The following is a 21,175-nucleotide window of genomic DNA, read 5'->3' on the forward strand; positions in this document are numbered from 1 at the left end:
GGCCTGGCGCACACTTGTCACCATGAAAGTCGAGTTCGCCGCCGACGGCGTGCGCCTGACCGGTGACCTGCGGACGCCCGAGGGTACGGGCCCCTGGCCGGGGCTGGTGCTCACCGGGCCGTTCACCGGGGTGCGCGACCAGGTCACCGGCCTGTACGCCGAACGGCTGGCCCGGCGCGGCTACGTGACGCTGTCCTTCGACCACCGCAACTGGGGCGAGTCCGGCGGCGAGCCGCGCGGGCACGAGGATCCGCAGGGCAAGCTGGCCGACCTGCGGGCGGCGGTGTCTCTGCTGAGGTCGCGCCCCGAGGTGGACGGCGACCTGATCGGCGCGGTCGGCATCTGCCTGGGCGCCGGGTACGCGCTGAGGTTCGCCGCCTTCGACCCGCGCGTACGGGCGTTCGCGGGCATCGCCGGGGCCTACAACAACCCGTACGCGATGCGGTCCGGCATGGACTACCAGGCGGCGCTGGCCGGGTTCGCCGGCGTGCTGGAGCGGCAGGACCGGGGCGGCCCGGTCGAGTACCTGCCCGCCGTGGCCGAGGAGGGCGAGGCCGCGATGCCGGGCGACGAGCCGTTCGCCTACTACGGCACCGAGCGCGGGGCCTCCGCCTCCTGGCGGAACGCGGTGACCCGGGCCGGGCTGCGCGAGCTGATCACCATGGACAACATGATGGGCGCCGACTTCCTGTCGCCGAAGGCCGCCCTGATCGTGCACGGCGTGATCGACAGGTTCTGCCCGCCCGAAGGGGCCGAGGAGGCGTTCAGGCGGCTCGACCAGCCCAAGAGGCTCGTCTGGGTGGACGCCAAGCAGCACATCGACCTCTACGACCGCGAGCCGTACGTGTCGCAGGCCGTGGACGCCACCGCGGACTTCCTCGCCGAGCACCTCCGGCCGGGAGGCTCCGGAGCCTGACGTCTACGCTGGGGGGTATCGCGCGGAATGGGGGGATTCATGCGTGCCATCCAGTTCACCCGCTTCGGCGGTCCGGAGGTGCTCGAAGAGGCCGAGGTGCCCGACCCGGTCGTGGGGCCGGGCCAGGTGCTGGTCGACGTCGAGGCCGCGGGGCTGAACTTCGCCGACGTGCGGCAGATCTCCGGCCACTACTCCGCCCCCGACCGCCTGCCGCACATCCCCGGCAGCGAGGTCGTCGGGCTCGATCCCCGGGGGCGGCGGGTGATGGGCTTCACCGCCAACGGCTACGCCTCCAGGGCCGTCCTGGACGAGGGCGACGTCGTGGTCGTGCCCGGCTCGCTGCGGGCCGGGGAGGCGCTGGCGCTGCTCGTCCAGGGGCTCACCGCCTGGCACCTGCTGCGCTCGTCGGCGCGGCTCAGGGAGGGCGAGAGCGTGGTCGTCCACTCCGGCGCGGGCGGCGTCGGCAGCCTGGCCGTGCAGCTCGCCAAGGTGTTCGGGGCCGGACGCGTGATCGCCACCGCCTCCAGCGAGGACAAACGTTCGCTCGCCCTCGACCTCGGCGCGGACGCCGCCGTGGACGGCGCGGCCGACGGGTACGCCGAGCGCGTCATCGAGGCCAACGGCGACCGTCCGGTGGACGTCGTGCTCGACGCGGTGGGCGGCGCGGTCTTCGACGCGGCGCTGACCGTGCTGGCCCCCTTCGGGCGGCTGGTGAGCTACGGGTCGTCGTCGGGGGAGCAGGCCGCGCCGGTCGAGGTCGCGCGGCTCACCGCGGGCAACCTCGCCGTCCTCGGGTTCTGGCTGCGTCCGCTGCGGGGGCGGCGGGAGATGGTCGGGCCCCCGCTGGGCGAGCTGCTCGCGCTGACCGCGGCCGGGCGGCTGAGGCCGCTGGTGGGCGGCGAGTACCCGCTGGCGGAGGCCGGCCGGGCCGTGGCCGACCTGGCCGGACGGCGAACTGTCGGAAAGGTGGTGCTCCTGCCCTGACGTGCAGAGTGTGACCATTGACGCCACTGGGCAGAAGGTGATCAAAACCCCCGAGACGGGACGATCGCGGGGGTTTGCGGGTGTGGTGGAGATGGCTGGTCGTCGTGGTGGTCTGGGGGCTCGCGGCCGGATGTGCGGCCGGACGGCTGCCCGGGGTGCCCGGCGTGCGGAAGGCGCCGGTGACGGTCGGCCGATGCGTCCTGAAATTTCCGGACAAGAGGGCTGGGAGGGCGGCCCGCGACCGGCTTGAGCACGACATCGAGCAGTACCTGTCCAGACGCCCTGGGCGGATCGCCTACAGCATGCTGGAGCGCGACAGCGGTATCACCCTGGGCCGCGGCGAGCACCAGCACGACATGATCACCGCCAGCGGCGTCAAGGTGGACATCCTGACGGCGCTCGTGCTCGGCCGCGGCGGCCTGGGCGAGGAGGAACGCGACCTGGCCGAGCGCATGATCATCGAGAGCGACAACGGCGCCGCGGACGCGTTGTGGGGCCGGGTCGGCGGCGCGATGGGCGAGTTCTACCGGCGCATGGGCCTGACCGAGACCATCCCCGGGCCCGGCGTCTTCTGGGGCGGCACCAACACCAGCCCCGCCGACCGCATCCGCCTGCTCCAGGTACTGGTGGAGGGCGGCGAGGGCCTGTCCGGCCGCGACCGCGACCTCGTGCTCGGCCTGATGGGACGCGTGGTCAAGGACCAGTCGTGGGGCGTCAGCGCGGCCGCCCGCCCGGTGGACCGGGTGGCGTTGAAGAACGGCTGGACGCCACGCCCGTTCATCCGCAACACCTGGGCGGTGACCAGCTACGGCCGCGTCGTCGGGCCGGGGCGCGACCTGCTGCTTGCGGTGCAGACCGACGAGCAGCCGGGGGAGGGGGCGGGCATCGAGACCATCGAGGGGGTGGCCAGGATGATCGGCTCCCGCCTCGACGAGCTGTCGCCGACGATGATCCGGTCCTGCCCGAGGAACCCGGGCCCCTGACGCCGCCCCTCCCGACCCCCAAGACCTCTCCGGCATCCCGGCGTTGAAGTCAACGACAAATGAAATAAGTCGCCCGTTTCCTGCAATAGGATCGGCTCTCGTCGCGTTTGACTGAAGTGACTGATTGACCGCTCGGCGGCCGGCACCCGCCGGTATCTACCCCGGTCGAAGCCCACCTCCGACGGTGCGCTCCCCCGGGGGAGGACTCCGTCATGATCTGGACGGAGACCCTTGAAGTCCTACCTCGACGTGCTGGCCACCCCCGGCGCCTGGCGGTTCCTCGTGCCCGCGCTGCTGGCCCGGGTGCCGTTCGCGATGACCCAGATGGGCATCCTGCTGCTGGTCCAGTGGTCCACCGGCTCCTATGGCGCGGCCGGGATCACCGCCGCCGCCGCCGCCGTCTGCCAGGCCCTCATCGGCCCCCAGACGGGCCGCCTGGCCGACCGGTACGGCCAGGCCCGCGTGCTGCTCCCGCAGGTGGCCCTGCACGCCCTGGCCATGGGCGGCCTGCTGGCCCTGGCCGCCGCGCACGCCCACCTCGCGCCGCTGGTCGCCATGGCCGCCCTCGTCGGCGCGTCAGGACCGCAGGTCGGCTCGATGGTCCGGGCCCGCTGGGCGCACCGGCTCGGCGGCACCGGCAGGCTGAACACGGCGTTCGCGGTCGAGTCGATCACCGACGAGCTGACGTTCACGCTGGCCCCGGTGCTGCTGGTGGGGCTGTCCACGGCGTACTCGCCGGTGGTCGCGCTGCTCGGCGGGCTGGTGCTGATCCTGGTGGGCACGGTCGTCTTCGCCGCCGTCCGGACGGGCGCGCCCGAGCCGGTGCCGGTCAGGATCGCCGCCTCCAAGGGCGTGCTGCGACGGCGCGGCGTGGCGCTGCTGGCCGCAGCCTTCCTGGCCATGGGGTCGGTCTTCGGCAGCCTCCAGGTCGGCGTCACCTCGCTCACCACCGCCCTGCACGCGCCCGCCGCCGCCGGACCCGTCTACGGCGTCTTCTCCGGCGCCAGCATGCTCGGCGGCCTGCTGTACGGCGCGGTCCGCTGGCGGTCGTCCGCCCGCGCCCGGCTGGTCGCCGGGCTGGCCCTGCTCGCGGTCGCGACCAGCGCGTTCACGCTGGCCGGAGCCGTCCCCCACATGTACGTCGCCGCCGCCCTGGCCGGCCTGGTGATCGCCCCCGTGGTGATCACCGGCTACACCCTGGTCGAGGGCCTGGTCGCGGCGGAGGTCCGCACCGAGGCGTTCACCTGGCTGAACGGCGGCATCGCCCTCGGCATCGCGGCCGGGTCGTCGGTCGCCGGGCAGCTCGTGGACCACTTCGGCGCGTCCCTGGCGTTCGTCGTCGCGCCGGCGGCGACGGGCGTGGCCGCGCTGCTCGTGCTGGCCAGGGTGCGCAGCCTGCGCCCGCTGCCCGCCGGGCCCGCGGCGCAGACCCCGTCGCTCACCGAGGGACCGGCTGCTCTTCCTGGATGACCTTCGGCACGCCGCGCAGCCAGGCCAGCGCGAACACCGCGACCACGGCCAGCAGGACCGCCGTGACCAGCGTCGTCACCTGCATCCCCGACACGAACGCCGTGCGCGCCGCGCGCATCAGCTCACCGGCCGCCTGCGGGGGCAGCTCCGCCGCCGTGGCGGTGGCCCCGGCGATCGACTCCCGCGCCGCCTCGCCGGGCACCCCCGCGGGCACCAGCAGGTTCGCGCGGTAGACGCTGTTGAGCACCGTCCCCAGGACCGCGATGCCCAGCGCCCCGCCCAGCTCGAACGCCGTCTCCGACACCGCGGCCGCCGCCCCCGCCCGCTCCTTGGGCGCGGTGGCCAGGATGTTGTCGTTGTTCACGGTGAAGGTGAGCCCGACCCCCAGCCCGCCGATCATCATCACCGGCAGCAGGGTGAGATAGTCCAGCTCGGTGCCGAGCATGGCGTACCGGACGAACGCGCCGGCGTTCAGCGCCAGGCCGAGCGCGACCACGCCGTTCCTGCCGAGCCGGCCGATGAGCCGGGCCGCGAGCACCCCGCCCACCGCGCCGCTGAGGCCGCCGGGCAGTTGCGCCAGCCCGGCCTGGAGCGGGGTCCACCCCAGGACGAGCTGCAGGTACCAGGCGAACAGCAGGTTCATGGCCGACAACGCGAAGATCGCCAGCAGGTTCGTGCCCACGGACGCGCTGAAGGCCCGCCGCCGGAACAGCCGTACGTCGATCAGCGGCGTGGCCAGCCGGCCCTGCCGCCGGACGAACAGCATCAGGCACACCGCCCCCACCACGGCCGCCCCCAGCACGTCGGCGTGCGCCAGGCCCTGGTGGGCGGCCTCCTTGACCGCGTAGACGGCCGTCACGACACCGGCGAAGGACAGCACCACGCTGGGCCCGTCCACCCGCCCGGCGGGGCCGCGCGACTCCGGCAGCACCAGGAACCCGCAGACCAGCACCAGCGCCATGATCGGCACGTTGATCAGGAACACCGACCCCCACCAGAAATGGTCCAGCAGCACGCCGCCGACGACCGGCCCCAGCGCGAACCCGGCCGCGCTCATCCCGCTCCAGATCCCGATGGCCGCGGTCCGCTCACGCGGGTCGGCGAAGACGTTCCTGACGATCGAGAGCGTGGACGGCATGATCATCGCGCCCGCCACGCCCAGCAGCGTCCTGGCGGCGATCAGCAGCTCGGGGTTCGGGGCGTAGGCGGTCACCACCGAGGCGGCGCCGAAGCCGGCCGCGCCGATCAGCAGCAGCCGCTTGCGGCCCACGCGGTCCCCGAGGTTGCCCATGGTGACGAGGAGTCCGGCCAGGGCGAACCCGTACATGTCGCCGATCCAGAGCAGTTGCGTCGAGCTCGCACCGAGGTCGGCGACCAGCCGGGGGAGCGCCAGGTGCAGCACGGTGAGATCGACCGAGAGCAGCAGCGTCGCCAGGCAGGCGATGGCCAGACAGGCCCATTTTCGCGTCATGCCGTCCACGGTGGCGAGGACGGCTGACGGGCCGCCTACCGTTCGCTGACCGCCCGGCCGAGGGCCTCGTCGATGCGGTTGCGGATGTCCTCGGTGCTGTACCAGTCGTCGGGGCACTCCGCGCGGGCCTGGGCCAGCAGGGACAGCGCGGCGTCGCGCTCGCCGCCGATCAGCGCCACCTCGGCCATCCCGAGGTGCGCCCACGCCAGCATGTCCATGGAACCCACGCGACGGGCCAGCTCGGCGGCCTCCTCGTAGTCGGCCCGCCCGCCCAGCGGCTCGCCCATGCCGAGCAGCGCGTCGCCGCGCCGGCACAGGGCCTCGGCCATCTCCGCCCGCGCGTCGAGCTCGCGGGCCAGCGTCAGCGCCTCGTCCGACAGCGCGTACGAGGCCGCGTAGTCGCCCTCGCGGGAGGCCAGCTCGCCGAGGCCCGACAGCACCAGCACCGCCCCCCAGCGCTCGCCGATGGCCCGGAAGGCGGCCAGGGCGCGCCGGAAGGAGGCCAGCGACTCCTCGACCCGCCCCAGGATCTGCAGCACGAACCCCGCGCCGCTGTACGACAACGCCCGCTGCCAGGGCGGCAGCCCCTCGGTGTGGGCCTGCAGCTCGTGGTAGATCTGCTCGACGTCGCCCGGCGGCCCGGTGAACATCGACCGCATCATCATCAGGAACTCCACCCGCTCCGGCAGGTGGGTGATCGGCAGCAGCTCGCGCACCTCGGCCAGCCGCTCGCGCACGACGTCGTCGGCCACGCCCGTCCAGGCGGTGACGAGCAGGCACATGACGTACTCCTCCTCCATGCCTGCGGGGCGGGCGTCGCCGATCCTGGCCAGCAGCGCGGCGGCCAGCCCGGCGATGACGCCGCGGTGGCCGCGCATCCACCAGTAGCAGGCGCTGTGCGCCAGCAGCCGCAGGCCGGTCTCCGGCTGCCCGGACGCGGTCGTCCAGCGCACGGCGGCTTCGAGGTCGTCGCTCTCCTGGTCGAGGCGGGCCAGCCAGGTGAGCTGGTCGGCGGTCCGCAGCAGGGGGTCGGCGGTCAGGACGAGGTCGAGGTAGTAGGCGGTGTGCGCGTCCCCGATCGCGGCGGTCTCGCCGGACTCGGCCAGGCGTTCCGCGCAGAACGCCCGGATCGTGTCGAGCATGCGGTACCGGCCGCCGACGTACTCCACCAGCGACTTCTCCGCCAGCGAGAACAGCACCTCCTCCGGCAGCCCGCACACCCGCTCGGCCGCCTCGGGCGTGGCGCCGCCGACGAACACGCTCAGGCGGGCGGCCAGGCGCTGCTCGGCGTCGTCCAGCAGGTCCCAGCTCCACGCGACGACCGCGCGCAGCGTCTGGTGCCGGGGCAGCGCCGTACGGCTGCCGCGGGTCAGCAGCCGGAACCGGTCGTCCAGGCGGGCCGCCACGTCGGCGACCGACAGCGTGCGGAGGCGGGCCGCGGCCAGCTCGATGGCCAGCGGCAGCCCGTCGAGCGCCCGGCAGATGCGCACCACGTCGGCGGCGTTGCCGGCGTCCACGGCGAACCCCGGACGCACGGCGGCGGCCCGGTCGGCGAACAGCCGGACGGCGGCGTACTCCAGCGGGTCGTCCGGCTCCGGCGGCGGCAGGCGCAGCGGGGACACCGGCAGGATCGACTCCCCGGTGATGCCCAGCGCCTCGCGGCTGGTGGTCAGCACCCGCAGCCCGGGGCAGGAGGCCAGCAGCGCGTCGGCGAGCTCGGCCACGGCGGCGACCAGATGCTCGCAGTTGTCCAGGACGAGCAGCAGGTCGCGCTCGGCCAGCGCGGTGAGCAGCCGGGTGACGGGGCCGACCGCGGCGCGCTGGGGCGCGGGCAGCAGGGCGTCGCGGATGTCGAGGGCGACCAGCACCGCGCCGGGCACCCCGGCCGCGCCGGCCACGTGGGCGAGGGGCACGAAGCACACGTCGCCCGGCTCCTGGGCGGCCGCCTCCTGCGCCAGCCTGGTCTTGCCCGCGCCGCCGGGGCCGATCAGCGTGACGAGCCTGCTGTCCCGCAGCCGCGCGCCCACCTGCGCCAGCTCCTCCGCCCGGCCCACGAAACTGGTCAGCTGCGCCCGCAACCCCTGCTTGAACCCCCCGCGCGACGACCCGGCGGGCCCTCCGGGCGCGGGAGGGGACGAGGGAACCGGCGGCTGGATCGGCGCGGCAGCCGGTGCGGAGGCCGGCGCGGCGTTCGGCGCGGTGCTCAGCGGGGGGTTCGGCGCGGTGATCTGCGGGGGGTTCGGCGCGGTGATCTGCGGGGTCAGGGACGGGTCGGCGCGCAGGACGGCGAGGTGCGCGGCGGCCAGCTCGGCGCCCGGCTCGATGCCCAGCTCCCGGTCGAGCAGCCGCCGCGCCTCGTCGTAGACGGCCAGCGCCTCGGCCTGTCGCCCGCTGCCGTACAGGGCGCGCATGAGCTGGGCGCGCAGGCGCTCGCGCAGCGGATGGGCGGCGGTGAGCCGGCGCAGCTCAGCGACCAGGTCGCGGTGCCGCCCGAGCGCCAGGTCGGCCTGGAGGCGGTCCTCGACGGCCGCCAGCCGCAGCTCCTCCAGCCCGGCCGCGGCGGACACCGCGTGCGGCGCGTCGGCGAGCGGCGCGCCCCGCCACAACTCCAGCGCCTCGGACAGCAGCGCCGCTGCCCGCCCGGCGTCCCCGGCGGCCAGCGCCCGCCGCCCGTCCAGGGCCAAGAGCTCGAAGCGGCGCGCGTCCACGTCGTGCGGGTCGGCGACAAGGCGGTAGCCCGCCGGGTGGAACTCGACCAGGTCCCGGCCGAGCGCCCGGCGCAGCCTGGACACCTGGGACTGCAGCGCGTTGGCCACGCCGTCCGGCGGGTGGGGGCCGTAGAGGTCGTCCACGAGCTGTCCGGCGCCGACGACGCGGCCGGCGTTCAGGGCCAGCAGGGTGAGCAGGGCGCGCACCCGCGGCCCGCCGAGCGCCACCGGCGCGCCGTCCTCGTCCAGCACGCTGGTGGGTCCGAGGATCTCGAAGCGCATGCCCCGATTATCGGGTCTGCGGGAGGAGCGCGGCGATTTCTCCGTACGTCGGCAGCGCCGGGGCGTCCTTGCCCTGCGCGCCCAGCACGGCGGCCAGAGCGCCCTGGAGCGCGGCCCGGTAGAGCAGCGAGCCGGTGCTCACCCGGGCCACCCCCGCCTCGGCCAGCCGGTCCAGCGTCGGCCCGCCCGGCTGGTAGAGCACGTTGAGCGGCAGCCGCGTACGCGCGACGACCTCGGCGATCTCCGCCGGATCCGAGAGCCCGGGGACGAAGATGCCGTCGGCGTGCTCGTAGGCGTCCACCCGTTCGCGCCAGTCGCCGGTGCCCAGCCAGTGGGTGTCGGTGCGGGCGTTGACGAACACGCCGTGGCCCTTGGCGGCCTCGATGATCCGCCGGTGCAGCTCGACCGGGCGCAGCGTGCCGTCGGGACGGCCGTCCTCCAGGTTCACGCCCGCCACCCCGAGCGCGGCCAGGCTCGCGACCAGGTCCGACACCTCCTGCGGGTCGTCGCTGAACCCGCCCTCGATGTCCACCGTGACCAGCACGCCCAGGTCCTTGACCGTCTCGGCGAGCTCGATCGTCTCGGCCCTGGTCGCGCCGGCGGCGTCCGGCTTGCCGTGCACGGCGGACACGCCGAGGCTGGTCGTGCCGATCGCGGGGAAGCCGTGCGCGGCCAGGATCGCGGCCGAGCCGTAGTCCCACGCGTTGGGCAGCAGCAGCGGGTCGCCCGGCTTGTGCAGGTCGTGGAAGTTCATCGGCGGGTCCCTTCGAGGAGCGCGTCGAGCACGCCGGCGGCCAGCGCTAGGGCGTGGGCGGGAGCGGGGCACGGGCGCAGGCCGTCCCCGAACGTCAGGTGGGGGGCGGGGCCCCGGGAGGCGTCGAAGCGGTCGGGGTCGGCGAACACCTCGGGATCGCGGTTGGCCGCGACCAGGTCGATCGTGACCTCCTCGCCGGTGCGGGTGTCGAGCCTGCGGCTGGCCTTCAGCGGCGGGTCCTGCCTGAGCGTCTCGCGCAGCACCGCCTCGGGGTCGTCGCCCGGCACGGCGTGGGTGAGCGCGTTCTCGATGAGCGCCTCGGTGGCGGCGTGGCCCTGGAGCAGCAGGGTGACGGCCGGCAGGTCGGTCAGGCCGAGCAGTTCGGCGACGGCGGCGTCGGCCTGCGGGCTCCCCTCGCCCGACAGGTAGCCGCTCGCGGCCGCGGGCACAGCCGAGGTGTCCGGCACGCCGAGCGCGGCCCCCAGCACGGCCGTCGGCACACCGCGCCAGTCGCCGTCACGGTCGCCGTCACTGTCGCCGCAACGGTCGAGCGTCGCGGCCTTGGCGGCCGTCCGCAGCTCGGCCGGGTCCAGGGCGGACAGGCGTTCGACGACCAGGCGGCGGCGTTCGGCGTGCGTCTCGCCGGTGCTGAAGCGCGACACGTGGGCCCGCAGCCAGGCGAGCGTCCCCGGCTCGCCGTCCTGCGGGACGGGCGGCGGCACGTACCGGCCGTCGGAGAGCACCGCCCGGGCTTCGGCGTGGTGGGTGATGAGCATGGGTCCACGCTAGGCCGCCGACCGTTCGACGGCGGACGAAGTGTGGCTGCGCATCCCCGTCACGCCGCCAGCCGCTGCGGGCTCTCGGGCTGCGCGGGCGCCCCGGTGGCCCGCGTGCCCTGCTCCCGTGCGGCGGCGCGGCCCGGTGCGCAGGCCAGCGCCATGGCGACGACGAGGACGATCTCGGCCAGCACCAGTCCCCGTTCGAGCAGCCCGTAGTACGCCTCGCCGCCGATCAGCGAGGAGGTGACGGCGGCCGGGTGGGCCGCCAGGTAGGCGACCAGCGTGAGCCCGGAGGTCACGCTCAGGGCCTTGACCGCGCTCCAGCGCGCGGCCGCCGCCCGTCCCCTGGCCAGGGTCCAGCCGGCGACCGGCAGCGCGGTGAAGACCACGGCCGCCGACCAGCGGTGGATCTCCCCGCCGAGCGTGCTGACGTCCGACATGCCGGGATCGGTGGGGAAGATGGCGCTGAGCATCAGCCCGGCCGCCCCCGCCAGCAGCAGCACGCGGGTCGCGGCGGTCCGCCCTGGCTCCCGGGCGGCCAGCCCGTACGCCAGCGCCAGGCAGGCGGCGGCCAGCGCCAGCGTCCCGGCCAGCACCGGCAGCATGCCGCCGGGGACGAGCGCGTAGTCGCTGATCAGCGGCTGCTCGGGCAGGGTCACCTGCGCGTAGCCGAGGGCGGCCACCGCCGCCACGGCTCCGGCCACGGGAGCGAGCACGGCACGCCAGGTCATCGTGTCACCTCGTCGTAGATCTGCTCGAAGCGGGCCAGCGACACCTGGTCGTCGTGGGTCAGCGCCAGCGTCCGGCTGGCGTTGCCCAGGCGGGCGCGCAGGTCGTCGTCGGTGAGGACGGCGGTCAGGTGCCTGGCCAGCGCGACCACGTCGCCCGGCTGGTAGAGGTAGCCGTTGCCGTTCACCAGGTGCGGCAGGGCCATCGCGTCGGCGGCCACGACGGGCAGGCCGGACGCCATGGCCTCCAGCGTGGCGATGCTCTGCAGCTCGGCGACGCCCGGCATGGCGAACACGTCTGCGGCGGCGAACGCCTGCGGCATGCTCTCGTCGGGCACGAACCCGACGAAGAACACCCGGTCGCCCACCCCGATGCGCTTGGCCAGCTTCTCCAGCTCCATCCGCTGGTTGCCGCGGCCCACGAACGCCACCTGCGCGTCGGTCTCGTTGAGCACGAGGGGCAGCGCGCGGATCAGCTCGTCGAGGTGCTTCTCCTCGTCCAGGCGGCCCACGAACAGGGCGGTCGGCCGGTCGGGCAGCGCGAACCGCCGGCGCGCCCACGACTTGGGCTCGGCGTGCGGGTGGAACCTGGCCAGGTCGATGCCGCACGAGACGGCCTCGACGTCGCGGGAGAAGCCCTGGTCGGACAGGAGCTTGGCGGCCAGCGGGGTCGGCGTGGTGATGTGGTCGGCGCGCTTGAAGACGCGGCTGAAGTCGCGCCAGGCCAGCCGGCCCGCCCTGGCCCGCAGCGCCTCGGGGACGTGCCCGAACTGGAAGAGGTTGTCGGGCATGAAGTGGTTGGTGGCCACGACCGGCACGCCGCGGCGCCGGGCGGCGGCGATGGCGGCCCGGCCGACCACGAAGTGGCCCTGGGTGTGCAGCACGTCCGGGTCGATGTCGGCCACCAGCCGGTCGAGCCTGGTCGGCACGGTGACCCGCATGGTCGGGTGGACCAGCAGCGGGGCCGAGCGCAGCCGGTGGACGATCACGCCGTCCACCACGTCGGCGCTGGCCGGGCCGGCCTCCGACTGGCACACCACGTGCACCTCGTTGCCGCGCGCGGCCAGGCCGGTGGCCAGGCGGTGGGTGAAGTAGGCGGCGCCGTTCACGTCGGGGGGATAGGTGTCGGTCGAGATCAGGACGCGGCGGGGACGTTCGGGGGCGGGGGCGAGCTGGGCGTGGTCGGTGACGTTGCGCAGGGGCATGGCCATGACGGTGACTCCGCTTTCACAAGGGGGGACGGCTGGGGGAGGGCCGATGGGCGAACAGGGGGTTTCGGTCAGGGGAGGGGATCAGGCGAGGTCGTTGCGCGCCTCCAGCGGGGACGTCCGGGCCAGGGCGAACGTGCCCGCCGCGGTCAGGGCGGCGGCCGCGATCGGCGCGAGGCCGGACGGCAGCGGCTCGCCGAGCAGCAGCGCCCCGAAGGCCACCGCCGTGAGCGGGTCGGCGATCTGCAGTGAGGCGAAGGAGACGCCGAAGTGCCCGACGGCGTAGGCGCGTTGCAGCATCACCAGCGCCAGCAGCAGCGGCACCGGCAGGGCCAGCAGGTACCACCAGTTCCAGCCGCCGTCCACGAGCACGCGCATGAGCGTGGCGGTGGCGCCGTACAGGACGCCGGAGCCGGTGGCGAGCAGCGCGGCCCGGCCGGCGGGGGAGGCCGCCTTCGAGCCCGCCCACAGCAGCACCGCCGCGACCCCGGCCACGGCGAGCAGGGTGAGCACGCCCGTGGGCGCCAGGTACGTCGGCCCGTCGGACTCGGGCACCAGCAGCACCAGGCCGATCAGCCCGGCCGCGACCACGCCCGCCGCGGCCAGCTCCTTGCGGGAGGGCCGGCGGCCGTGCAGCGCGGCGGCGATGGGCAGCGCGAACAGCAGGCTGGCCACCCCCATCGGCTGCACCACGGTCAGCGGGCCGAGCCCGAGGGCGACGATGTGCAGGCCGCCGCCCGTCACGATGGAGACGCCGCCGAGCAGCCAGCGCGGCCTGCGCAGCAGGGCCAGCAGCGCGGGCTTCGCCGAGCCCGCCGCCTCGAACTGCTGCAGCGCGGCCCCGAGCGCGAAGAACAGCGAACCGACCAGCGCGATCGCCGCGGCCAGCACACTCATGCGCACTCCCTTCAGACGGATGGTTGCCGGACTGGGTCAAACGGACGTGTCCACCGGAAGGCGTTCCGGGGAAGGCTGGGTGGCGCGCCGCTTCCTGGCCCACCGCACCAGCTCGACGAGCCCGGTGATCGACAGCGCGATCCCGAGGCCCAGCAGCAGGCCCTTGATCGGGTCGTTCTCGAAGGCCATGCCGCCGAAGAAGCCGATCAGCCCGGAGTACACCGCCCACGAGCTCGCCGCGATGGCGTCGAAGAAGGTGAACGAGCGCAGCGGATGACCGACGGCGCCCATGGTCAGCGTCGTCGCGGTCCGCCCGCCGGGGATGTACCTGGCCACGATCAGCACCATTCCGCCCCGCTCGGCCAGCGCGCCGCGCGCCCAGACGAACGCCTTCTTGTCCCGCAGCCGCCTGGCCGACTTGTTGCCGATCAGGTACGACACGTGGTCGCCCACGAACGCGCCGAGCGCCGCGACCACGATCACCAGGGCCAGGTTGGTCTGGCCGGAGGCGGCGAACACCGCCGCGGTGATGACCGACGTCTCGGCGGGCACGACGGGGAAGAACCCGTCGAGCAGCGCGAGGGCGAACAGCGCCACGTACAGCCATGGCGATGACATCACCTGCTGGACGAGGTCGAGAATGGCGTGCGACATATGCGTGGACTCCGATCGTCAGGGCACTCACCAAGCCTGTCGGCGTGAGCGGACCGGGGACATCGGGGATGCCCCCGGTCGAACGCGGGCCCGTCCCCTAGGAGGGTCAGGGCCGCCTACCCCATGAAGGTAGAAATTCCGCAGGTCGTGGCACATCGGCCCATCGGCACGCGCCACCCCCTACTTTCGTCAGGGGCGGACGTGCGACTTCCGTGTGACACCCACGATCAAACCGGTTGCGCGCCCCGGAAACAGGAGAGGAGGTATCCGCCTTTCAGGTGGGGTTAGCCCCACCGTGATCACTGCACCGGGCCCCACCCTGACTTTCGTCAGGGGCGCCGCATGACCTTCGGGCGGGACCGGGCCCGCCGGGCGGCGGATACCGTCGGGGCGTGAACCGTCTGCGTCGTGAGAGTCGCCGTCAGGTCGTCCTCGACCTGCTGCTGTGGGCCGTGCTGGGCATCTTCGTGACCGCCATGGGCCCCGACCCGTTCGCCGATCCGGCCGGGTTCGCGCTGGTGACGCTGCCCAGGGTCGGGCTGGCCGGGCTGGCCGTGCTCGTGGGCCGGCCCTGGCCGCTGGCGGCGCTGGTGCTGCTGCTGCCGCTCGGCCCGTGGACCTTCACCGAGGGCTTCGCGACGGTGGACCTGACGTGGCTGCTGCCCCGGCGCGACGTGAAGATCCTGCCGCTGCTTGCGACCTCGCCGTTCATCATCTGGTACGCCTACCTCACCGGCCGGCGCATGACCCGGCTGTGGCCCGCGGGCGCCGTGTTCTGCCTGATCACGGCCATCGGCTGCGGGGTCGTGCTGCTCCAGGGCGGTGACCTGGCGCTGTGGGTGTCGATGGGCACCGGGCTCGTCGGCACGTACCTGGTCCCGTACCTGCTGGGGCTGCTCCGGCGGGGCGTGCTCCAGCAGCGGCGGCAGGCGCGGCTGTCGGTCGAGGCGCAGGCGCGGCTGCGCGAGCGGGCCAGGATCGCCCGCGAGATGCACGACTCGCTCGGCCACGACCTGGCGCTGATCGCGATGCGCGCCGGCGGGCTCGAAGTCGCCCCCGGGCTCGGCCCGGCCCAGGTCAAGGCGGCCGGCGAGCTGCGCATGGCGGCGGCCGACGCGACCGAGCGGCTGCGCCAGATCATCGGCCTGCTGCGCGAGGACGCCGAGGAGGCCCCGCTGTCCCCGGTGGGCGAGGACGTCGCCGAGCTGGTCGGCCGGGCCAGGGACTCCGGCATGTCGATCACCCTGGAGCTGGCGCCGGGGGCGTCGTCGTCGGAGCTGGCGCACGCCGTCGTCCAGGAAGGGCTGACGAACGCGGCCAAGCACGCGCCGGGGGCGGCGGTCGCCGTGTCGGTCGCGCCGCACCGGGTGGTCGTGCGCAACGGCCCGCCGAGCTCGCGTCCCAGCGCCCGGCGCGGCGGGCTGGGCCTGGCGGGGCTGCGCGAGCGCGTACGGCTGGCCGGCGCCACGCTGACCGCGGGCCCCGACGGCGACGGCTTCCGCCTGGCCGTCGAGCTCCCCCGCGAGGGGGAGGCGGATCCCCGCCGGTCGGGAGGGGGCCGGCCCGCCTGAGGCGCACGATCGTGGCATGACAGAACAGCGAGCGGGCATCGGCCGGCTCACCGCCGCGATCGTGGCGGTCGCCGCCACGCTGCCCTACCTCACGATCAAGACGCTCTGGCTGACCGGCGACGCCGTCGGCGTCTCCGACCCGGCGCTCATGGACAACGGGCAGATGCTGGGGATGAACGCGCTGACCTTCGCCATGGAGGCCGCCGGGCTGCTGCTGGCGCTGGCCTTCACCATGCGCTGGGGCATGCGGCTGCCCGCCTGGCTGGTGCTGCTGCCGCTGTGGGTGGGCACCGGCCTGTTGTCGGTGCTGGCCGTCACGACCCCGCTGATCCTGCTGATCGGCGGCCTGACGATCTTCAGCGGCGGCCCGATCCAGACCTGGGTCTATCTGGTCGTCTACGGCGGTTTCATCACCCTCGGCGTCGCCCTCATGACGGCCTTCGCCCTCTACGCCCGCGACCGCTGGCCGGCCGTCTTCGCCACCCCGGTCAGGCTGCCGTTCCCGAGCGCGACCAGATCGTTCCAGGAGGTGGTGGCGTGGGGCGCGCTCCTGGTGGCGACCGCCGTCGGGGCGCTGCGGGTCGTCATGGCGTTCGACGGGACCGTCCAGGCCGTGCAGAACGGGCTGAAGGCGCTGCTCGCGGTGGGCGGGGCGGCCGCGCTGGTGGCCCTGGTCAGGCGGCGCGGGAACGGCCCGTTCTGGCGGCCGCTGGCGCTGGCCTGGCTCGGGTCGGGCTCGCTGTTCGGCTGGGGGCTGTTCTCGATGATCGTCAGGTCCACGGGCGGCCCCCTGGCCTACGGCGGCACGGGCGTCGCGGACTTCGCCGAGCTGTTCGGCATGCTGACCGGGCTGGTGATGGGGATGTGTGGAGCGTTCCTGCTGGCCGAACGGTCAGGCGTGGGCCACGTGCAGCCTGGCCAGGACGCGCTTGAACGCCAGGATCGAGAAGGTGATCGCCAGCCCGCTGATCACGGCCACCGCTGAGGTCCGCAGCACCATGAACGCGCCGAGCGAGCCCTCCAGCTTCTCGTAGACGGCCAGGAAGATGCTCAGCGTCGAGTTGGCCAGCAGCACGAACGCCCACAGCAGCGTGATCCTGGCGAAGAACCTGCGCACCCGCTCGTGCTTGAGCACGGCCGACGGCAGGTGGATGTAGTCGAGGGTGAGCTTCTGCACCAGCGGCCGGTTGAGCCGGACGGAGGCCAGGAAGACCATGCTGATGCAGATCGTGCCCAGCTCCGGCTGGATGAAGAACCACATCCAGGTGCCCGTCCAGAACGACACCAGGGCCCGCACCGTGACCGCGAACGCCGCCAGGAACATGGTGGCGGGCACCTTGATCCCTCTGACCAGCCGCCAGGCCACGCCGAGGTACACCCAGGAGACCGTGGCCACCAGGGCCCACTTGAAGCCCAGCACGACCATGGCGAGGTAGAACACCAGCAGGGGGGCGACCACGCCTTCGAGCAGGCGGGGGGCCGCCTGACGGGCGAGCGCGGTCAGACGGGGGAGTGCGACCGGATGGTGGTTCAAGGCTGCTCCGCAGATAGGCCGACGATCAGCGTCTACCCGGGCTTCGGGGGTCCAGGCTTGCCGGATGGACCGGTCGTCGTCACCGCCGGATGCGACTCCGCCCGGTGCGACCCCGAAGGCCGGTGGCCTACCGTACCGGAGCCCGGCGAGTAGGACTGCCGCTTTTGCCGCGTTCCATCTGTTCCATACGAAACCAGCTCACCCTTGAACCCGGCTTTCAGCCGAGTGACGCCGTGGCGAGCTTGGCGCCGAACCCGAGGAACAGCGCGCCGACGCCCGAGGTCAGGCCCGCGCTCAGCTTCCTGTGCCGGCGGAACTGACCGGCCAGGAACGTGCCGGAGAAGATCAGCGTGGTGAGGTAGAGCACGCTGAAGATCTGGATCACCGCGCCCAGGATGAGGAACGACAGCCAGGGGGCGCTGTACCCGGGGTCCACGAACGGGATGAAGAACGACAGGAAGAACAGGATCGCCTTCGGGTTCAGCAGGCTGATCGTCAGGGCCTTGCGGAACGGCCTGGCCTGCCGCACGGGGGCCGCCCCGGACTCGTCCGCCGCCGCCGGACGGGCCCGCCAGGCCCGTACCGCGCCGCGGATCATCTGGAAGCCCATCCAGGCCAGGTAGGCGGCGCCGGCGTACTTGACGACGGTGAACAGCACGGGCGTCGCGCGCAGCAAGGACGCGGCCCCGGCGGCGGCGAGCACCATCAGGACGGTGTCGCCGAGGAACACGCCCGCCGCGGCCCGGTAGCCCTGCCGGACGCCGTGCTGGGCGGCGAAGCTGAGGACGTACAGGGAGTTCGGGCCGGGCAGCAGCACGATGAAGAAGGCGCCGACGACGTAGGTCCAGATGTCCGTGATACCGAAGAACACGCTTAACGGTATCGCGTGATATGTGCCGATTCAGTCGGTCGGTGGCTGCACATTGCGGCGCTGATGCCTATTGACCCAGTAGGGATACTCGTGAATATCTGGTGTCATGGCTCTCTGGACCCCCGACCCCACGTTCTACCCCTCCCCGCGCGACGCCGTCGAGGCCCCCGTGGAGAAGCTGGCCTACGTCGCCGCCTTCGACCGGTCGGCGAACCGTCCGGACGCGCTGGCCGTGCTCGACACCGACCCCGCCTCCCCGGCCTACGGCACCGTGATCGGCTGGACCGACCTGCCCGGCACCGGCGACGAGCTGCACCACTTCGGCTGGAACGCCTGCAGCAGCGCTTTGTGCCCCAACGCGCCGCACCCGCACGTCGAGCGGCGCTACCTGGTCGTGCCCGGCCTGCGCTCCTCGCGCATCCACATCTACGACACCAAGGACCGGATCAGCCCCGAGCTGGTCAAGGTGATCGACGCCGAGTCGCTGGCCAGGCGGGCGGGCTACTCCCGCCCGCACACCGTCCACTGCGGTCCCGAGGGCCTGTACGTCTCGGCGCTCGGCGGCGCGGACGGCGCCGAGGGCCCCGGCGGCATCGCCGTGCTCGACCACACCTCCTTCGAGGTGCTCGGCCGATGGGAGCTGGACCGCGGGCCGCAGTACCTCGCCTACGACTTCTGGTGGCACATCAACCACGACGTGCTGATCACCTCGGAGTGGGGCACGCCGTCCATGATCGAGGACGGCGTGGTCGGCGAGCTGCTGCTCGGCCGCAAGTACGGCCACAAGCTGCACTTCTGGGACCTGCGCAAGCGCCGGCACGTCCAGGAGGTGGACCTGGGCGACCAGCACCAGATGCCGCTGGAGCTGCGCCCCGCCCACGACCCCACCCGCCTGTACGGCTTCGTCGGCGTGGTCACCAGCGTGGAGGACCTGTCGGCCTCCGTCTGGCTGTGGTTCCACGAGGACGGCCGCTGGCAGGCGCGGAAGGTCATCACCATCCCCGCGGAACCGGCCGACCCCGCCCTGCTGCCGCCCGTGCTGCAGCCGTTCGCCGCCGTGCCGCCGCTGGTCACCGACATCGCCCTCTCCGTGGACGACCAGCGCCTGTACGTCTCCTGCTGGGGCACCGGGGAGCTGAAGCAGTACGACGTGTCGGACCCGTACAAGCCGGTCGAACTGGGATCCCTGCGGATCGGCGGCATCACCCGGCGCACCCCGCACCCCGCCGAGCCCGGACTCCCGCTGCGCGGCGGCCCCCAGATGGTCGAAGTGAGCCGCGACGGCCGCCGCGTCTACCTCACCAACTCCCTGTACGGCTCCTGGGACGACCAGTTCTACCCCGAGGGCGTCGGAGCCTGGCTCGCCAAGGTCGACGCCGACTCCTTCACCTTCGACACCGCCTTCTTCCCCCACGGCGACGCCTTCCGCGGCCTGCGCCCCCACCAGGTACGCCTCCAGGGCGGCGACGCCTCCTCCGACTCCTACTGCTACCCGTGACCATGCCCGCCACGATGCCCGCCACGATGCCCGCCATGAGCACCGCGACGGTCCTGCTGCTCGGAGCCTTCCACGGCCTGAACCCGGCCATGGGCTGGCTCTTCGCGGTGGCCCGCGGCCTGCAGGAGCGCAGCCGCGACCTGCTGCTCCAGTCGATCCCCGTGATCGCCCTGGGCCACCTGGCGTCGGTGGCCCTGGTCGCCCTGGTCGTGGCCGCCACCGGCTCCCTGGTGACGGGCGCGGCGCTGCCGGTGGTCGGCGGGCTGGTGCTGGTGGCGTTCGGGCTGTGGCGGCTGCTGTCCACCCGCCACTTCCGGTGGGTGGGCATGCGCCTGTCGCTCGCCCAGCTCGCCGGCTGGTCGTTCCTGATGTCGTCGGCCCACGGCGCCGGGCTCATGCTGCTGCCCGTACTCACCGGGCTGCGCGCGGAGGGCCACCCGGGGCACGCCGTCTCAGGAGGGCTGGCGGTGGCGGCCCTGCACACGCTGGCCATGTTCGTGGTGGCCGGCGTCGTGGCCCTGGTGGTCTACGAGGTGCTCGGCCTGACGATCCTGCGCCGCGCCTGGTTCAACGTGGACCGCATGTGGGCCGCCGCCCTGATCGCCGCCGGCCTCCTCACCGTCCTCCAGGCCTGACCCGAACACCTCGCAGAGCCGATCGGCGTGAACGGCCCTGTCGATCCAGGTTTCGAGGAGGGCGATGTCCGTGCAGGCGGTGACCCTCTCCCGCACGTCATCGGGCACCTCCACGCCTCGCCCGTCCAGCAGCCGCAAGAGCCCCCTGGCCATGCCTTCGGCGCGCAGCATCTCGGCGTACTCGGACCGGTAGCGGTAGGTCATGGCCGCCCGTCAGCCCTGTTCCGGTTGCTCGTCGTCCGTGCCGAAGATGTCGGTGAGGCTGGTGGCGTGGATGGCCCGCTTGCACCAGGTTTCGAGGACGGTGGTGTCCGCGCAGGTGGTGATGCGCCGGCGCACCTCGTCGGGGATCACCACTCCACGGCCGTCGAGGATCATCAGCAGCACCTTGGCTTCGCCTTTGGCTTCGCCTTTGGCTTCGCCTTCGGCGCGCAGCATCTGGGCGTACTCGGACTGGTAGCGGTAGGTCTTGGTCGCCATCAGGTCTCTCCAGATTCGTCGGGCGTCGGTGTTTCCGAGGCCTATTTCGGTTTGTTCGGCGATGTGTCCCGCGCTGGTGGTGTCGGTGGTGTCCAAGGCGTCTGCCAGGACTTCCAGTATGGCAGCGACCTCCTTGGAACGGGCGTGGGTCAGCGCCGAGAACATGGTGAGCACCACGTCGTTCACCGCCTCGGCGAGGTCGTCGATCACGGGGATGTTGTGCGGGCCCACGACGACCGCGCGGACGGACAGCGTCGGCCAGTCCGGCAGGCCGATCGTCTTCGGAAGGGCGGCCCAGGTGGCGGTCGCCTCGTCCTGGCAGATCACCAGCAGCGTCACGGGGCAGCCGAACTTGACGTGCACGTGGCTGATGTAGTGCGCCCAGGCGGCGGTCTTGCGGTCGTCGGGCTTGGACTGCGACTCGGTGATGACCGCGTGCTGTCCCTCCAGGGACGTGAACATCATGATCGTGTCGGCGCGCCGCTCGATCGGCTTGATCTCGGTCAGGTCGGTGTCCACCACCGCGACCTCGGTCGGTGACGGGAAGGGGATGTCGAGCACCTTGAAGACGCTCGTGCAGAGCTCTGGATTGTCACGGAAGACGCGGTGCAGCGCCTCGTGCTGGGAGGAGATCACGGGCGGAACGTCAGCGGCCGATGACGTTCTGTGTCCGCGAAAAAGGATGGCAGGCGCGTGGAGGTGGAAAGAGTTCATCCCCGGGAGGAAACGGGCGGGGGAAAGGTCTCTACCGG

General features: G+C 73.3%; 19 protein-coding genes. 8 read left to right on the forward strand and 11 right to left on the reverse strand.

The window, feature by feature from the left end; genetic code table 11:
* Nucleotides 1–22 precede the first annotated feature (22 nt).
* From ACIBK9_RS33305 to ACIBK9_RS33320, 4 genes are all read left to right on the forward strand, one after another.
* Nucleotides 23–916, forward strand: coding sequence for an alpha/beta hydrolase (locus tag ACIBK9_RS33305; protein WP_397162569.1), 894 nt, complete (start codon nucleotides 23–25; stop codon nucleotides 914–916).
* Between the two features lie 39 nt (nucleotides 917–955).
* A complete protein-coding gene (locus ACIBK9_RS33310; RefSeq protein ID WP_358283824.1) occupies nucleotides 956–1,900 on the forward strand; it encodes a zinc-binding dehydrogenase in 945 nt (314 codons plus the stop codon).
* A gap of 80 nt (nucleotides 1,901–1,980) precedes the next feature.
* Complete coding sequence (locus ACIBK9_RS33315; RefSeq protein ID WP_397162570.1) at nucleotides 1,981–2,883, forward strand: serine hydrolase; 903 nt, start codon at nucleotides 1,981–1,983, stop codon at nucleotides 2,881–2,883.
* Between the two features lie 231 nt (nucleotides 2,884–3,114).
* Nucleotides 3,115–4,353, forward strand: coding sequence for an MFS transporter (locus ACIBK9_RS33320; protein WP_397162571.1), 1,239 nt, complete (start codon nucleotides 3,115–3,117; stop codon nucleotides 4,351–4,353).
* On the opposite strand, the gene ACIBK9_RS33325 is transcribed toward ACIBK9_RS33320, so the two are convergent.
* The 8 genes from ACIBK9_RS33325 to ACIBK9_RS33360 all read right to left on the reverse strand — a co-directional run bounded on the left by ACIBK9_RS33325 (nucleotide 4,322) and on the right by ACIBK9_RS33360 (nucleotide 13,834).
* Complete coding sequence (locus tag ACIBK9_RS33325; protein ID WP_397162572.1) at nucleotides 4,322–5,824, reverse strand: MFS transporter; 1,503 nt, start codon at nucleotides 5,822–5,824, stop codon at nucleotides 4,322–4,324. The genes ACIBK9_RS33320 and ACIBK9_RS33325 overlap by 32 nt on opposite strands.
* Nucleotides 5,825–5,859: 35 nt before the next feature.
* Entirely contained in the window at nucleotides 5,860–8,814 is a 2,955-nt protein-coding gene (locus ACIBK9_RS33330; protein WP_397162573.1) for an AfsR/SARP family transcriptional regulator, read from the reverse strand.
* Between the two features lie 7 nt (nucleotides 8,815–8,821).
* Nucleotides 8,822–9,568 carry an isocitrate lyase/phosphoenolpyruvate mutase family protein gene (locus ACIBK9_RS33335; protein WP_358283834.1) on the reverse strand — a complete coding sequence of 249 codons (747 nt, stop codon included), beginning with the start codon at nucleotides 9,566–9,568 and terminating at the stop codon, nucleotides 8,822–8,824.
* Nucleotides 9,565–10,344 carry a cytochrome P450 gene (locus ACIBK9_RS33340; protein WP_397162574.1) on the reverse strand — a complete coding sequence of 260 codons (780 nt, stop codon included), beginning with the start codon at nucleotides 10,342–10,344 and terminating at the stop codon, nucleotides 9,565–9,567. Before ACIBK9_RS33340 ends, ACIBK9_RS33335 begins: the two co-directional genes overlap by 4 nt.
* A 59-nt stretch (nucleotides 10,345–10,403) precedes the next feature.
* Nucleotides 10,404–11,078, reverse strand: coding sequence for a DUF998 domain-containing protein (locus ACIBK9_RS33345; RefSeq protein ID WP_387667573.1), 675 nt, complete (start codon nucleotides 11,076–11,078; stop codon nucleotides 10,404–10,406).
* Nucleotides 11,075–12,286, reverse strand: coding sequence for a glycosyltransferase (locus ACIBK9_RS33350; RefSeq protein ID WP_397162575.1), 1,212 nt, complete (start codon nucleotides 12,284–12,286; stop codon nucleotides 11,075–11,077). The genes ACIBK9_RS33345 and ACIBK9_RS33350 overlap by 4 nt, the downstream gene beginning before the upstream one ends.
* Before the next feature lie 81 nt (nucleotides 12,287–12,367).
* Nucleotides 12,368–13,180 carry a DMT family transporter gene (locus ACIBK9_RS33355; protein ID WP_358283843.1) on the reverse strand — a complete coding sequence of 271 codons (813 nt, stop codon included), beginning with the start codon at nucleotides 13,178–13,180 and terminating at the stop codon, nucleotides 12,368–12,370.
* A 36-nt stretch (nucleotides 13,181–13,216) separates the two neighbouring features.
* Nucleotides 13,217–13,834, reverse strand: a complete 618-nt coding sequence (locus ACIBK9_RS33360) for a DedA family protein (RefSeq protein ID WP_364324315.1) — start codon at nucleotides 13,832–13,834, stop codon at nucleotides 13,217–13,219.
* A gap of 392 nt (nucleotides 13,835–14,226) precedes the next feature.
* Between ACIBK9_RS33360 and ACIBK9_RS33365 the strand changes: the two genes are divergently transcribed.
* Together ACIBK9_RS33365 and ACIBK9_RS33370 are read left to right on the forward strand one after the other, a co-directional pair.
* Nucleotides 14,227–15,405, forward strand: a complete 1,179-nt coding sequence (locus ACIBK9_RS33365; protein WP_397162576.1) for a sensor histidine kinase — start codon at nucleotides 14,227–14,229, stop codon at nucleotides 15,403–15,405.
* Nucleotides 15,406–15,421: 16 nt separating this feature from the next.
* Nucleotides 15,422–16,390, forward strand: coding sequence for a hypothetical protein (locus tag ACIBK9_RS33370; protein WP_397162577.1), 969 nt, complete (start codon nucleotides 15,422–15,424; stop codon nucleotides 16,388–16,390).
* Here the strand turns inward: ACIBK9_RS33370 and ACIBK9_RS33375 are convergent.
* Together ACIBK9_RS33375 and leuE are read right to left on the reverse strand one after the other, a co-directional pair.
* Entirely contained in the window at nucleotides 16,298–16,939 is a 642-nt protein-coding gene (locus ACIBK9_RS33375) for a VC0807 family protein (protein WP_364324307.1), read from the reverse strand. The two genes, ACIBK9_RS33370 and ACIBK9_RS33375, sit on opposite strands and share 93 nt — an antisense overlap.
* A 217-nt stretch (nucleotides 16,940–17,156) precedes the next feature.
* Nucleotides 17,157–17,810 carry a leucine efflux protein LeuE gene (gene leuE, locus ACIBK9_RS33380; RefSeq protein ID WP_358283853.1) on the reverse strand — a complete coding sequence of 218 codons (654 nt, stop codon included), beginning with the start codon at nucleotides 17,808–17,810 and terminating at the stop codon, nucleotides 17,157–17,159.
* A gap of 106 nt (nucleotides 17,811–17,916) precedes the next feature.
* Here leuE and ACIBK9_RS33385 point away from each other — a divergent pair, with 106 nt between their 5' ends.
* Nucleotides 17,917–19,308, forward strand: coding sequence for a selenium-binding protein SBP56-related protein (locus ACIBK9_RS33385; protein ID WP_352327571.1), 1,392 nt, complete (start codon nucleotides 17,917–17,919; stop codon nucleotides 19,306–19,308).
* Between the two features lie 35 nt (nucleotides 19,309–19,343).
* Nucleotides 19,344–19,943, forward strand: a complete 600-nt coding sequence (locus ACIBK9_RS33390) for a hypothetical protein (protein ID WP_397162578.1) — start codon at nucleotides 19,344–19,346, stop codon at nucleotides 19,941–19,943.
* A 213-nt stretch (nucleotides 19,944–20,156) separates the two neighbouring features.
* Here the strand turns inward: ACIBK9_RS33390 and ACIBK9_RS33395 are convergent, their stop codons facing one another.
* The gene (locus ACIBK9_RS33395; RefSeq protein WP_397162579.1) at nucleotides 20,157–21,059 is read right to left on the reverse strand and encodes a hypothetical protein; all 903 of its coding nucleotides are present in this window, start codon (nucleotides 21,057–21,059) and stop codon (nucleotides 20,157–20,159) included.
* Nucleotides 21,060–21,175 lie beyond the last annotated feature (116 nt).

The sequence above is a fragment of the Nonomuraea sp. NPDC050227 genome, from assembly GCF_044459705.1.
Lineage (GTDB): Bacteria > Actinomycetota > Actinomycetes > Streptosporangiales > Streptosporangiaceae > Nonomuraea.